The sequence below is a fragment of the Mycobacterium colombiense genome, assembly GCF_001672755.1.
Lineage (GTDB): Bacteria > Actinomycetota > Actinomycetes > Mycobacteriales > Mycobacteriaceae > Mycobacterium > Mycobacterium colombiense_C.
Map to the genome: position 1 here is coordinate 15,786 of NZ_LZKI01000007.1, position 12,998 is coordinate 28,783.

General features: G+C 67.7%; 13 protein-coding genes. 6 read left to right on the forward strand and 7 right to left on the reverse strand.

The features are described from left to right. The first annotated feature begins 16 nt into the window (after positions 1-16). Together A5708_RS01600 and A5708_RS01605 are read left to right on the forward strand one after the other, a co-directional pair. Entirely contained in the window at positions 17-1,306 is a 1,290-nt protein-coding gene (locus A5708_RS01600) for a lipase family protein (protein ID WP_065026953.1), read from the forward strand. Further along, on the forward strand, positions 1,269-1,943 hold the full coding sequence (locus tag A5708_RS01605; RefSeq protein ID WP_269199373.1) for a TetR/AcrR family transcriptional regulator: 675 nt from the start codon (positions 1,269-1,271) through the stop codon (positions 1,941-1,943). The genes A5708_RS01600 and A5708_RS01605 overlap by 38 nt, the downstream gene beginning before the upstream one ends. A 32-nt stretch (positions 1,944-1,975) precedes the next feature. On the opposite strand, the gene A5708_RS01610 is transcribed toward A5708_RS01605, so the two are convergent. Beyond that, positions 1,976-2,584: a TetR/AcrR family transcriptional regulator gene (locus tag A5708_RS01610; RefSeq protein WP_065026954.1), complete on the reverse strand. Its 609-nt coding sequence runs from the start codon at positions 2,582-2,584 to the stop codon at positions 1,976-1,978. A 67-nt stretch (positions 2,585-2,651) separates the two neighbouring features. On the opposite strand from A5708_RS01610, the gene A5708_RS01615 reads away from it, so the two are divergent. From A5708_RS01615 to fadD1, 3 genes are all read left to right on the forward strand, one after another. Then, positions 2,652-3,482, forward strand: coding sequence for an alpha/beta fold hydrolase (locus A5708_RS01615; RefSeq protein WP_065026955.1), 831 nt, complete (start codon positions 2,652-2,654; stop codon positions 3,480-3,482). Between the two features lie 52 nt (positions 3,483-3,534). Next, positions 3,535-4,305, forward strand: a complete 771-nt coding sequence (locus tag A5708_RS01620) for an SDR family NAD(P)-dependent oxidoreductase (protein WP_065026956.1) — start codon at positions 3,535-3,537, stop codon at positions 4,303-4,305. Between the two features lie 425 nt (positions 4,306-4,730). After that, positions 4,731-6,365 (forward strand): fatty-acid--CoA ligase FadD1, encoded by a 1,635-nt coding sequence (gene fadD1, locus A5708_RS01625; protein ID WP_065026957.1) that lies wholly within the window; start codon positions 4,731-4,733, stop codon positions 6,363-6,365. Here the strand turns inward: fadD1 and A5708_RS01630 are convergent. Genes A5708_RS01630 through A5708_RS01655 form a run of 6 tightly spaced genes read right to left on the reverse strand, consistent with a single transcriptional unit; the run spans position 6,304 to position 12,617 of the window. Beyond that, positions 6,304-6,954, reverse strand: a complete 651-nt coding sequence (locus tag A5708_RS01630; protein ID WP_065026958.1) for a MarR family transcriptional regulator — start codon at positions 6,952-6,954, stop codon at positions 6,304-6,306. The genes fadD1 and A5708_RS01630 overlap by 62 nt on opposite strands. Continuing rightward, positions 6,951-7,385 (reverse strand): Zn-ribbon domain-containing OB-fold protein, encoded by a 435-nt coding sequence (locus A5708_RS01635; protein WP_065026959.1) that lies wholly within the window; start codon positions 7,383-7,385, stop codon positions 6,951-6,953. The genes A5708_RS01630 and A5708_RS01635 overlap by 4 nt, the downstream gene beginning before the upstream one ends. Next, positions 7,382-8,548 carry a thiolase family protein gene (locus A5708_RS01640; protein WP_065026960.1) on the reverse strand — a complete coding sequence of 389 codons (1,167 nt, stop codon included), beginning with the start codon at positions 8,546-8,548 and terminating at the stop codon, positions 7,382-7,384. The genes A5708_RS01635 and A5708_RS01640 overlap by 4 nt, the downstream gene beginning before the upstream one ends. Positions 8,549-8,567: 19 nt before the next feature. Then, positions 8,568-8,909 carry a hypothetical protein gene (locus A5708_RS01645; RefSeq protein ID WP_065026961.1) on the reverse strand — a complete coding sequence of 114 codons (342 nt, stop codon included), beginning with the start codon at positions 8,907-8,909 and terminating at the stop codon, positions 8,568-8,570. 1 nt (position 8,910) lies between these two features. Then, the gene (locus A5708_RS01650) at positions 8,911-11,244 is read right to left on the reverse strand and encodes a CaiB/BaiF CoA-transferase family protein (protein WP_065026962.1); all 2,334 of its coding nucleotides are present in this window, start codon (positions 11,242-11,244) and stop codon (positions 8,911-8,913) included. A 2-nt stretch (positions 11,245-11,246) separates the two neighbouring features. Continuing rightward, positions 11,247-12,617, reverse strand: coding sequence for an amidohydrolase family protein (locus A5708_RS01655; RefSeq protein ID WP_065026963.1), 1,371 nt, complete (start codon positions 12,615-12,617; stop codon positions 11,247-11,249). A 288-nt stretch (positions 12,618-12,905) separates the two neighbouring features. Between A5708_RS01655 and A5708_RS25850 the strand changes: the two genes are divergently transcribed. After that, positions 12,906-12,998: LacI family DNA-binding transcriptional regulator (locus A5708_RS25850; protein ID WP_155765837.1), on the forward strand; the 93-nt coding region annotated here is incomplete at its 3' end.

Consider the following 12,998-nt stretch of genomic DNA (forward strand, 5'->3'; position numbering starts at 1 on the left):
TTGTTACCGTTCCGTAATGCGTCGGGCCGGGGGAGTTTACGCAGCACTGCTGCTAATTGTTTCCGCACTCGCAGGAGTCGGAAATGCGCGGGCCGACGGCGGGGATGAACCGCAGTATGCGGATTTCTATCTGCCACCTGATCCGCTGCCGCCCGGCCAGCCCGGCGACCTGATCCGCACCGAGCCGTCGCGGCTGGTGCTGGAACCCTCCGGCCAGCTGGGCGCGATCATGGCCACCGGCACCCGGATCATGTACCGCAGCACCGATACCCGGGGGAACCCGATCGCTGTCACCGGAACCTATTTCGAGCCCTATAACGACTGGCCCGGCGGCGGACCGCGGCCGCTGATCAGTTACGCACCCGGCACCCAGGGCCAGGGCAATCAGTGCGCCCCGTCGCGAATGTTCAACCAGGGCATCCACTATTCGGGTGGCTGGGACATCATGTTCAACTACGAGGAGCTGTTCGTCGCGACCATGGTGGCCCGTGGCTTCGCCATCGTGATGACCGATTACCAGGGCCTGGGCACCCCGTCGATGCACACCTATGTGGGCCGGGTGGCCGAGGGGCAGGCCGTGCTCGACGCCGCCCGCGCCGCCATGCGGCTGCCCGGAACGTCGTTGGATCCGCATGGGCCGGTGGCCTTTTGGGGCTACTCACAGGGCGGTGGCGCTTCGGCGTCGGCCGCCGAACTCGCCTCGCAATATGCCCCCGACCTTCATATCGTGGGAACCTATGCCGGCGCCCCGCCGGCCGACCTCAAGGAGTTGTTCCCCTACGCCGACGGCAGCGTCCTGGTCGGTGTCGTGGGGTACGCGCTCAACAGCGTGATGGCCGCCTACCCGGAGTTCGCCGATACCATCCGCTCCAAGATGACGCCGCGCGGGCTGGCGATGCTGGAGTCGGTGTCGCGCCAATGCGTGGGACAGACCCTGCTGGACTTCATGTTTCGTCACCTGCAGCCCTACTTCACCGAAGACATCTACAAGCTGGTCAACGAGGAGCCGTTCAACACCCTGTTCGACGCGCAACGGATCGGCCGCTTCAAACCCAACGCGCCGGTGATGATCGACAGCAACCGGTACGACCCGCTGGTGCCGTGGACCGCGGCCAATCAGCTCGGCCGCGACTGGTGCGCGCAGGGCGCCGACGTGGAATTCCGCACCAATGAAGAGCCGCCCTTCCTCAACAAGCTGATCATCAACCACGCGCTGCCGATGCTGGTCGACGGCGAACCCGCCATGCAATGGATCGCCGCCCGCTTCAATGGCGAGCCCACCGCACCGAACTGCGGCCAGTTCTAAACTGGGGCGTATCGCTGCACGTAGAAAGCACAACGCGGCGGAACGGCGCCGCCAGCTCGCCGACGCCGCGATCGAACTGCTGGGCGGCAACGGGGTGCACGGCGTCAGTCACCCGAAAGTCGACGATCACGCCGGCGTACCGGCCGGCACCACGTCGTTCTACTTCCGGACACGCAAGGCGCTGATGCACGCCATGGCGACGCGGCTGGCCGAACTCGACCTCGCGGACTTCTCGATGATGGCTGAACTCGCCGAGGGTCACGCCACGCAGTTCACCGGCACCGCAGGCCTGGCCCGCATCGTCATGTACGTCAACAGTGAGCCCTGGCTGACCCGCGCCAAGGCGCGCTACGAGCTCGCCCTGCTCGCCGGGCGGGACGCGGAGCTGGCTGCGGCCCTCAGCGACTCCGCCGACCGGCTCTACGCGCTGGCGCGCGACGTCGTCACCCAGTGGCATCGCGCCGACAGCGCGCCGGACCCGGCACTGGTCGACGACCAGGCGATCGCCACGCTCGCGTTCATCAACGGCATCATGCTGACCTTCGTCGCGGGCCAGCCGGCCGTCGACGATGCCGCGCACCTGGACCGGCTGATCCAAGGCGTCATCGCGGGCGTCGCCAGCGTCCGCGGTGGGTGACGGAAGTCGGCCGGCCCCTGGGGGTTCGGGTGTCACCGGGCGGCGAACATGGCGCCGATGAGCCGGTGCAGCACCTGACCGACTTCGCCACGGGTCCGTTGCGGGTCGTCGGCGGTGGCGATCACCATGGCCGCCTCGTCGAGCGCGCCGATCAGCACGTGCGCCAACGGCCGCACCGGCTGCTCGGCCAGTTCGCCGGCCCGGATGGCCTCGCTGAGCATCTGCTCGGTCATGCCGAGGCTGTAGCGCTGTGCGACATCACGGAATTCGGCCCAGCCGAGCACGCTCGGTGCATCCAACAGGATCAGCTGGCGCACCTCGGGATCGCCGGAGACGTCGAGCCACGCGTCGACCGCGGCGCGGACCGCCTCCGTGGGCGTGGTGGCCCCGGATTCGGCCACCACGACGGCCATCCGCGCCATCACATCCTGCTCGACGACCTCGACGACCTCGCGGAATAACGCTGCCTTGTCGGCGAATTGGTGATACATCGCGCCCCGGGTGACCCCGGCGGCGGTGGCGATCTCCGGCGTGCCCACGTCGGCGTACCCCCGCAGCCCCCACAGCTTGCGGGCAGCCGCAATCAGCGCGTCGCGGGTCGCCGCGGAGCGCTCTTCCTGCGTCCGTCTCTTGCTTTCCATACAACCTGTTGGTAACTTACGAACAGGCAGCCTGTTTGTAAGTGTATCTCTGAACTAGGAGTTTGCTATGTCGACGATCGACATTAGTGCCGGAACCATCCATTACGAAGCAACCGGACCCGAGGACGGCAGGCCGGTGGTCTTCGTGCACGGATACATGATGGGCAGGCAATTGTGGCGCAAGGTCAGCGAGCGCCTGGCCGCCCGTGGTCTGCGCTGCATCGCCCCGACCTGGCCCTTGGGCGCGCATCCGGAGCCGCTGCGCCCCGGCGCCGACCAGACCATCACCGGTGTTGCCGGCATGGTCGCCGAAGTACTCGCCGCGCTCGACCTGCGGGACGTGGTGCTGGTCGGCAACGACACCGGCGGCGTCGTCACCCAGCTGGTGGCCGTGCATCATCGCGAGCGGCTGGGCGCCCTGGTGCTCACGAGTTGCGATGCGTTCGAGCACTTTCCACCTCCGATCCTGCGGCCACTGCTGCTGGCGGCCAAGTCGAAGACGTTGTTCCGCACCGCGATTCAGGCGGTGCGCGCGCCGGTCGTGCGCGCCCGCGCGTTCAACGGCCTGGCGCATAGCAACATCGATGAGCTCACCGAGGTCTGGGTGCGCCCGGCGCTGTCGCTCCCCGCGGTCGCCGAGGATCTGCGGCAATTCACGCTGTCGATGCGCACCGAGGTGACGACGACGGTGGCGACCCGGTTGTACGACTTCGACAAGCCGACGCTCATCGCGTGGTCGGCCGACGACGTGTTCTTCGAGCAGGAAGACGGGGCGCGGCTGGCCGCGACCATCCCCAACGCCCGCCTCGAAGTGATCGCGGGGGCCAGGACATTTTCCATGATCGATCAGCCCGACCGGCTCGCCGATCTGCTCTCGACGATCGCCGTGCGCACCTGACCCGCGTGATGCCGCCGCGGCGGAAGCCGCCGCTCGCGGTAGCGTCTTGGCCATGTCAGATGCGACGTCTCCCCTGTTCGGCAGGCGAATCCTGGTCACCGGCGGCGCCACCGGTATCGGCGCGGCCGCCGTTTCGGTCCTGACGGCGGCTGGGGCCAACGTCGCCGCGACCTATCACCAGACGCCACCGCCGGACGGTCTGACGGCCGAGTGGTTGCAGTGCGACGTGCGCGAGCCCGAGGCTGTCTCGGCGATGGTCGGCGAAGCCGCGCAGCGCCTCGGTGGACTCGACGTCCTGGTGAACGCCGCCGGGCTGTGGCAGGCGGGAATTCCGGGTTACATCGGCGCCGACGACATCTCATTCCTGTTGGACACCAACGTCAAAGCGACCATCCTCACCAACCAGGCCGCCTATGCGGTGATGAAGGACCAAGACCCCAAGGGGGGTCGCATCATCAACTTCGGGTCGTCCGAAGCCGTGATGGGCAGCCCGATCTCGGCCGTCTACGCCGCAACCAAGGGTGCGGTGCAGGCGTGGACCCGGTCGGCCGCCAAGGCCTGGGCCTCCGACAACATCACCGTCAACGCCCTTGCGCCCGCGGTGCAGACGGCGGGCGCCGACCGACTTCGCGATTTCCTGGGTCCGGATGCCGCTGCCCTGATCGACCAGCAGATGCAGATGATGATCCCGCTCGGCGGCACGCTCGGTGAGCCCGCCCGCGACGTCGGTCCGATGCTGGTCTTCCTGGCCGGCCCCGGCTCCGGCTTCATCACCGGTCAACTGCTGGCCGTGGACGGCGGCCTGATGATGGTGGGCGGTTAGGCAGCCGACGGGCGATGGCCTCAATTACCAACAGCGTTGAGCGGCATCAGCTTTGGTCGTGGACTTCTGGCCCGGCAGTCTGAGTGCGACGGCGCCGCCGGCCGGAGACGGCCGTCGACCGCGATTGTGCGACTTCGAGGCGATATTCGCGCGCTCGATTCCTGAGCAGGATCAGCGACCTGTGCAACTCAAAGAGCATGGGTCCAATGATGGCCGTTGAATGCGAACGGAACGGCTGTACACGCGGTCCCCGATCGGGAATCCTGGGCGAAATGGGCGTGAAAATTTTTACAACGCGAGATGGTGCAGGGCATGCGTCCACCGGAACCGCCTGCCGGTGCGGTTTGGCGACGCTGAGCCTCCCGCTATTATAAGACGGACCGTCTCGTCTCGTAGTATGGGCGGAGTGAAGGTGAATTCGACCGATGGCTGACGACACGATTCAGGCGCTGCTGCGCAAGCGCCTGTCCGACCCCGGGGTCGCGGTGAAATACCGTGACGTGCAATGGACTTGGCGCCAGTACCTGGCGGGCGCCGCGGCACGGGCCGCCGCGTTGCTGGCCGGCGCCGACCCGCAGCGGCCGATGCACATCGGCGCCCTGCTGGGAAACACCCCCGAGATGGTCAGTCAGATGGCGGCGGCCGGGCTCGGCGGCTACGTCCTGTGCGGACTGAACACCACCCGGCGCGGTGAGGCGCTGGCCGCCGACGTCCGGCGCGCGGACTGCCAGTTTGTGGTCACCGACGCCGAACACCGGCCGCTGCTGGACGGCTTGGACCTCGGCGCCACGCAGATCCTCGACTCCTCGACACCGCAATGGAGCGAATTCGTCGACGCCGCAGGGGAGCTGAAGCCACACCGCGAGGTCACGGCGATGGACGCCTTCATGATGATCTTCACCTCGGGGACGAGCGGAAATCCCAAGGCGGTGCAGGTATCACACCTCATGGCGACGTTCGCCGGACTCAATCTGGTGCAGCGCTTCGCCCTCACCGAACAGGACACCTGCTACGTCTCGATGCCACTGTTCCACTCCAACGCGGTCGTCGCCGGATGGGCGCCCGCGGTGTGCTCCGGTGCCGCCATGGTGCCGGCGAAGTTCTCGGCGAGCAGTTTCCTCGACGACATCCGCCACCACGGCGCCACCTACATGAACTACGTCGGGAAACCGCTCGCCTACATCCTCGCCACCGCCGAACGCGACGACGACGCCGACAATCCCCTGCGGGTGGCCTTCGGCAACGAGGCCAACGATAAGGACATCGACGAATTCGCCCGCCGCTTCGGTGTGCAGGTCGAGGACGGCTTCGGCTCCACCGAGAACGCCGTGATCGTGATCCGCGAAGAGGGCACCCCCAAGGGCTCGATCGGCAAAGGCATGGACGGGATCGCGATCTACCACAGCGACACCGTCACCGAATGTGCGGTCGCCCGGTTCGATGCCGATGGGGCGCTGGTCAACGCCGACGAAGCGGTCGGCGAGTTGGTCAACACGGCCGGTTCGGGTTTTTTCACCGGCTACTACAACGACCCGGACGCCAACGCCGAACGCATGCGCCACGGCATGTACTGGTCCGGGGACCTGGCGTACCGCGACGCGGACGGCTGGATTTACCTGGCCGGGCGCACCGCTGACTGGATGCGGGTGGACGGTGAGAACCTGGCCGCGGCGCCGATCGAGCGGATTCTGTTGCGCCACAGCGCGATCAGTCGGATCGCGATCTATGCCGTGGCGGACGGTCACGTCGGTGATCAGGTGATGGCCGCGATCGTGCTCAACGACGGCCACAGCCTTGCGCCCGCCGAATTCGAAGCGTTCCTGGACGCGCAGCCCGACCTGTCCCCCAAGGCCCGGCCGCGCTTCGTCCGCATCGCCGCCGATCTGCCCAGCACCGCAACGCATAAGGTGCTGAAGCGTCAGTTGATCGCTCAGGGAACGGACGTCGGGCCGGGCGAGGTGCTGTGGCAGCGCGAACCACGGGGCACGGCCTACACCGCTACCCCGGGCTCCTCGGTACCCGGCGCCGGATCTGCCCCTTCGACCGTCGCACCCGTTTGACCGGGTCTCGGGTTGTGCCGCCGGCGATCTCGTCACGCAGTTGGGAGATGTTGGAGATCTCCGCGTACAGCCCGCGGATCGCGTAGTCCAACACCGCGAACGAGTAGCGCTGCTCGGGGTCCTCGGTGATGCCGAGCTCGACCGACCGCTGCCGCGACCACAGCGCCTCGTCCAGCCGGGTCCGGGTGGCTTCCAGATGCCGGTCCAACGCGTCGAGGACGTGCTCGGGATCCTGCCCCCGGGCCAGCCACGTTTTGAGGATGACGGGGTGTTTGATGACCACCTGGTCCTGGCCCGGGAAGTGCTGGACCCAGCGGCGCAGCGCCTCGAGGCCGGCATCGGTGGTCTCGTACAACGTGATGGCACGCTTACCGGATCGCGCGCCGGTCTCGCTGACCATGCCCCGCTGCAACAGGCGGGTCAGTTCGCGCCGCACGTGACTGACCGACGGTGACCAGTAGAAGTGGCCGACCGACAGTTCCGCGCGCATCTTGATCTCGCCGGCGGTGAGTTGCTCGTCGTTGGCCGCCAGCACCCCGAGCACCAGGTAGGCGGTGACCGGCAGGCCGTTGGCGGTCCTTGGGCTCACGAGCTGTCCGTCTCCGCGCCGGTGAAGTACGGCAACGTGACGTCGGGCCCGGTGGCGTGGAACTCCACCCGTACCCGCAGGCCGACGGCCAAGACCTCCGGTGGTACGCCGACGACGTTGGTCAGCATCTGGTAGCCCTCGTCCAGGGTGATGATGGCCGGCGCGTAGGGCGGCTCGAATTCCGTTGTGACCGGCCGATATACGACGGTCCAGCTGTAGATCTCGCCGCCGCCGCCGCACCGTTGCCAGCTGAGGTCCTCCGAAAGGCATTGGCGGCAACGCTCGGTCGGCGGGAAGTTCGCCGATCCGCACGCCGCGCAACGCTGGTAGCGCAGCTCATGGCACCGGCAGCCCTCCCAGAACGGTCGGCTGAACTGGCTGCTCGCGTGCGGGACGGGCCCGGTCTGGGGCCGCAACGGATCGGAGGTCATCGTGGTTGGTCTCCCAGGATCAGCACCGTCGTGAACAGGGCCCCGGCTCCCCCGTTGCTGCACAACGCGACATGGGCGTCGGGGACCTGAAGATCGCCGGCCTGTCCGCGCAGCTGTTGCACCGCGCGGATGGCCCGCTGCATCATCTGCGGGTTGGCGCCCGCGTGGCTGAACGACATGGTCCCCCCGTCGGTGGTGATCGGATGGCTGCCGTCGATCGCGATGTGACCGTCGGCCACGAACGGCCCGCCCTCGCCGTCACCGCAGAAGCCGAAAGCCTCTAGCTGGCGGATGATTTCGAAGGAGAACGGGTCGTAGAGTTCCAGCACGTCGACGTCGTCGCGGCGCAGCCCCGCATGGTTGAACGCGCAGTCGGCGGCGCGCCGGCCCACCACCCCGTTGACGTGATCCCCGCGCCGTCCGGCAAGGTCGTACGCGGGCGGATGCTGGTAGGACGGGCCGTGGAAGTCCGCCCCGCTGCCCAGCACGTAGACGGGTTGGCCCGCAACGTCGACGGCATCGATGTTGGCCACCACCAGCGCACAACCTCCCTCGGAGGTGGTGGCGCAGTCCAGCAGATGGAACGGATCGGCGATGGGCCGGGATGCGGTGATGTCCTCCGGTGCGAACGGCCCACGGTCGTAGTAGACGGCTTCGGGATTGCGTGAGCCGTTGTTGCGGATGGTGGCCGCCACCGTCGAAAGTTGTTCGCGCGTGGTGCCATAGACATGCATGTGGCGCCGCGCGATGAGCGCGAACTCGGCGGTGGTGAACATGCCCCAGGGGGCGACGAATTCGTTTTCGGGCCGGGTCCACGGCGCGGTGGCCTCGTGGTCGCGGTACTCGCCGGCCTGGGCCGCGACCAGCACCACCACGTCGGCCATGCCGTGCTCGATGGCGGTGACCGCTTCGGTGATCATGCCGACCCCGAACGCCAGCCCCTGCCAGGCCGGCCCTAGCCGCAGGTCGTAGATCAACGAGGTCGAGTGCGGGGCCGCGCTGATGCCGTCGACGTCGTCGAGGGTCAGGCCGGCGTCATCGAGGGCACCCAGGATCGCCTTGATCGCCAGGCCCCGCGAGGTTTCGCCGTCCAGGCGGCGCCCCTGCCGGGTGTTGTGCACTCCGACGATCGCCGCGGTGCGCTTCGCCGCCGTCACTGACATTCCATTCCGTTGCAGCCCTTCAATTTTCGTCCGCGACGACACCCAGGTAGGTGCCGCGGACTTCGTATTGCCGCCCGTCCCGGGTGATGGTGCCGATCATGGTGCCACGTGTGTCGATGGACTGGGTGTCGGCCGCCGCATCCATTTCCACGACATCGATGCGCACGTCCACCGGCCGCGCCGTCTGCGGGTCGGTGATCTCGACGACCATCGCGACGGCGCGTTCGTCGTCGTCCCATTCGACGCTGGTGATGCGGTGGCGGGCGGTCAGCTCCATCACCACGGAGTCCTGACGCACCAGAAAGCGCACCGGTGCACACAGCTCGCCGGCGCGGGGCGGCACGCACAGGCTGACTGCCATGTCACAGGCCCGCCGGCCGAGCGCTGATGGCTCCCGACTGCCGCAGGGCGGTCAGATCGTCCCGGCTGTGCCCCAGCATGTCGGCCAACACCTCATCGGTGTGCTGGCCGTACAGCGGCGGCACCCGCCGAATCCAGCGCCGCGGCTTGCCCAGGAACGCGAAAGGCATTCCGGTGCAAAGAAAAGAGCCGGCGACAGGGTGGTCGACCGCCTCCCAGAAGCCGCGGGCCCGCAGCTGCGGATCCGTCAGCAGCGCCGCAGCCGGGGTGACGCGCGCCGCGGCCACTCCGGCGGTGCGCAGGACGTCGACGGCATCGGTCACCGACTGCCTCGCGGCCCAGGCGGCGATGAGTTTGTCGATGTCGTCGGCACGCTCTGCCCACCCGGATTCCTCCAGCCCGGGCTGGCCGACGAGGCCGCCCAGCGACGTGCGGGCGGCGGCGTCCATCGCGGCCAGCGCGACCCACTCGTCGTCACCGCGGCAGCGGTAGACGCCCTGGGGGCAGGCCCCCTTATCGCGGTTTCCATTGCGGCGCATCGCGATCCCATTACGGGAGTACTCGACCAGCATTTCGGCAGCCACGTTCAGTGCGGCCTCGACCATAGTGGACTCCACCTGCATTCCGGTGCCGCCGCGGTCGCGGATCACCAGCGCCACGACGGCGGCGAAGGCGGCGTGCAGGCCGGCGATCGGGTCGCACACACCGCGCGGTATCACCGGTGGGCCGTCGGCGTGTCCGGTCATCCACGCCATGCCGGTGGCCTGTTCCATGGTCTGCGCGAAGCCAACCCGATCGCGCCACGGGCCGTCGAGGCCGAATGCGGGCATCCGGACCATGATCGCCCGCGGGTTGGCCGCGCGCACCGCGTCGAACTCCAGGCCGAAGTTCGCCATCACCCGGGGCGAAAAGTTCTCGACGACGAGATCGCTCGCGGCGATGAGTTCGAGGGCGAGCTTGCGTCCGGCCTCGGTGCCGAGTTCGATGCTGACCCCGCGCTTGTTGTTGTTGCTGCACAGGAACACCGGGCCCCATTCCCACCATTGGTCCCAGTCCGGTGGGCGGCCGGCGGAGAACCGCATGCCGTCGGGGCGGCGCACGCCCTCGATCTTGATCACGTCGGCGCCCAGGGCGCCCAGCAGTTGGGTGGCGACCGGCCCGGCCCAGAAGGCGGTGAAGTCGGTGACGCGGATGTCGGACAACGGCAGTGCGTCGGCGTCATCGTTGCGCGGCGATTCGGGGCGCGCGGGCCACCGCACGCTCCCGGTGTCGGCACCGAGTTGCGGCGGCTCCGCGGGCGCCCCAGCCGTTATCGCGTCGCTGCGATACGGCACCCGCGGGGCCAGCACCCCGGCCGGCGATTCGGCGAAGACGCCGCGTTCCACGAAGTGGTCGACCTTGGGCAGCATCTCGGGAGTTGCGATGGGGGCGACCGGAATCCGGAATGCCACCGCGAGGTCGACGATCTCCTGGGTGGTTCGGCTCCCGGTCCATTCGGTGACCATGCCCAGGAACTCGTCGCGGCGCTCGACGCGGCCGGCGAACGAAGCCAGTTCGGCGTCGTCGACCAGATCGGCGCGCTCGATCATCACCAGAAAGTCCTGGAACTGCTGCGCCGTGATGGTGCAGAAGCCGACCATTCCGTCGGCCGTCGGAACGATCGAGGGCAGCTCCAGGCTGCGTTCGTGCAGCAGCGAATCGGCACCCAGCACGCTGGCGGACATAGCGGACAGCCCGCCCATCGCGATCGCCATGGCCTCATAGGTGGACACGTCGATGACCTCGCCACGACCGCTGCGCGTGGCATGCCGCGTTGTCGCCGCGGCGACCGCCGCCGCGAAGGTGCCCGCCAGCCACTCGCCGAGCCGGCCGCCGGCTTGCACCGGCTCATCGTCCGGCCAGCCGCGACCGGCGATCGATCCGCACAGCGCCTGCAGGATGAATTCGTTGGCAACGACCTGGTTTTCGACGTAGGGGCCGGTGGTGCCGAATGGTGTGATGGCCACGACCACGGCACGCGCGGCGGTGTGGGCGGTGATGGCGTCCAGTGTCCATCCGTCGGTGAGGTCGGTGAGCACGAGGTCGGCGCCGGCCAGCAGCGCGTTGACCTCGGCCTGGTCGTGATTGACCACCGACTTCTTGCCCGCGGCCAGGTAGCCGAACAGCGCCCCGGGCGGCCCGCCCGCCGACCAGCCACGCATCGAATCACCCTGCGGTGATTCGACTTTCACCACGTCGGCGCCGGCGTCGGTGAACATCTTGCCGCAATAGGACGCGGCCAGGCCGTTGCACAACTCCAGCACGCGCCAGTCCGCGAAGGGCGCCTCGGCTGCCACGCTCAGTTGCCCAGGGTGGTGGCGCCACGCCGGGCGGATCGCCCGGAAATATCTGACACCTCGACCGTCACCGGCGCCTGCGCCGAGGCCTGCGCCTGCAGGGCGAACTGCGTCATCCGCGTCCATGCGTCCCGGTCACGCTGGCTTGCTTGGCGGCCGACATGGGTGACCACGTCGACGTCGGTGGCCTGTGCGCGCAGGTAGCCGGCCCGCGCATGCTCCTTCGGGATGTACCGGAACGGGTCGAACGAGTATGCGGCCATGGCATTTTGGTGGGTGATCTTGTCGATGACCGCGTCGTCGAGGTGGCCCATAGTGGCGACGACGTCTTCGGGCGCAAACGGCCAGTTGCTGTCGGAGTGCGGGAAGTCGGACTCCCAGCACAGCATGTCCTCGTTGAACCAATTCATGTTCTGCACACCGACTTTGTCGCTGATGAAGCAGGTGAAGAAGTGCCGCTTGAACACGTCGGTCGGCCCGTCGTATCCGGGCGGGAAGGACGCCAGCGTCCAACCCGAGTGCCGGTTGTAGACGTGCTCGGCCCGCCAGAGGAAGTACGGGATCCAGCCGACGTCGCCCTCGGTCAGCGAGAACTTCAGCTGAGGGAAGTCCGCCCAGAACTGCGCCCAGATCAGCTCGGTGAAGGTGAACATGCTCATCATCGACGAGGCGGTCATCTGCACGCTGGGCGGGGCGTCCGTCGACACCTGAGGCGAGCGCGACGCGGAGCCCACGTGGGTGCACAGCACCGTATTGCTTTCACACACGGCCTCGAACAACGGGTACCAGTACTTGGTGTGAATGCTGGGCATTTGCAACGCCTCTGGGTTCTCCGAGAACGTGACGGCGTGACAGCCCTTGTCGGCGAGACGTTTGACCTCCTTGGCCGCCTCGGCCACGTCGAACAGCGGCAAGATGCCGCAAGGGATGAATCGGCCCGGGTACGCCCCGCACCATTCGTCGACGTGCCAGTCGTTGTAGGCCTTGATCATCACCAGGTTGGTGTCGCGGTCGGGGCCCTGGTTGAGGACCTGGCCGGAGAAGCCGGTGAAGTTCGGGAAGTTCAGCCCCGCCAGCTGGCCGCCGGCGTTCATGTCGCGCACCCGCTCGTCGACGTTGAAGCAGCCCGGCCGCATCTCGTCGTAACGTGAGGCGTCGATGTTGTACATCTCGCGCGGCTTTCCCGCGACGGCGTTCAGTCCCATGTTGCGTCCGCGGATCTCGCCGTAGTACCACTGCTGGACGCCGTCGGGTTCGACGACCACCCGCGGGGCGCGGTCTTTGTAGGCGGCGGGGAGGTGCGCGTCGAACATGTCGGCCGGCTCGGCGATGTGATCGTCCACGCTGATCAGGATCAGATCGTCCTTGTTCATGCCGCGCTCCTCGGTCAATAGTTAGTGACTAGTAGATAATGGCGTGAGTCACAGTGTCAATCGGCGCGGCCGGGCGTAGGCGACGGCATTGCCAGGCTTAATCCGGTGCGTGGCAGACGAGCAGCCACGCGCCCGTAAGCGGCGGATCATTTCCAGCCCAGCGTACGGGAATGGACTATTAGTCTGCAGTCTGACCATCGGCAGCGGGCGCCCAATGTGGGATGGCGCGATGCCAATCGGGGTCGCGTGCCACGATGGGGCATGACCGGGCCCGGAAGGTAACGGAAGTTGAGCACCAATAAAGCTGCGCGTCCGACCACCGCCGACGTGGCCCGACTGGCCAGCGTGTCCACCGCCACGGTCAGTTATGTACTCAACAAC

Excerpts from the sequence above, each read along its gene's own strand:
- A5708_RS01615 (WP_065026955.1), top strand. The coding sequence starts at position 2,652 with ATGTCGACGATCGACATTAGTGCCGGAACCATCCATTACGAAGCAACC.
- A5708_RS01605 (WP_269199373.1), top strand. The coding sequence starts at position 1,269 with ATGGCGAGCCCACCGCACCGAACTGCGGCCAGTTCTAAACTGGGGCGT.
- A5708_RS01655 (WP_065026963.1), bottom strand. The coding sequence starts at position 12,617 with ATGAACAAGGACGATCTGATCCTGATCAGCGTGGACGATCACATCGCC.
- A5708_RS01610 (WP_065026954.1), bottom strand. The coding sequence starts at position 2,584 with ATGGAAAGCAAGAGACGGACGCAGGAAGAGCGCTCCGCGGCGACCCGC.
- fadD1 (WP_065026957.1), top strand. The coding sequence starts at position 4,731 with ATGGCTGACGACACGATTCAGGCGCTGCTGCGCAAGCGCCTGTCCGAC.
- A5708_RS01620 (WP_065026956.1), top strand. The coding sequence starts at position 3,535 with ATGTCAGATGCGACGTCTCCCCTGTTCGGCAGGCGAATCCTGGTCACC.
- A5708_RS01645 (WP_065026961.1), bottom strand. The coding sequence starts at position 8,909 with ATGGCAGTCAGCCTGTGCGTGCCGCCCCGCGCCGGCGAGCTGTGTGCA.
- A5708_RS01600 (WP_065026953.1), top strand. The coding sequence starts at position 17 with ATGCGTCGGGCCGGGGGAGTTTACGCAGCACTGCTGCTAATTGTTTCC.
- A5708_RS01640 (WP_065026960.1), bottom strand. The coding sequence starts at position 8,548 with ATGTCAGTGACGGCGGCGAAGCGCACCGCGGCGATCGTCGGAGTGCAC.
- A5708_RS01635 (WP_065026959.1), bottom strand. The coding sequence starts at position 7,385 with ATGACCTCCGATCCGTTGCGGCCCCAGACCGGGCCCGTCCCGCACGCG.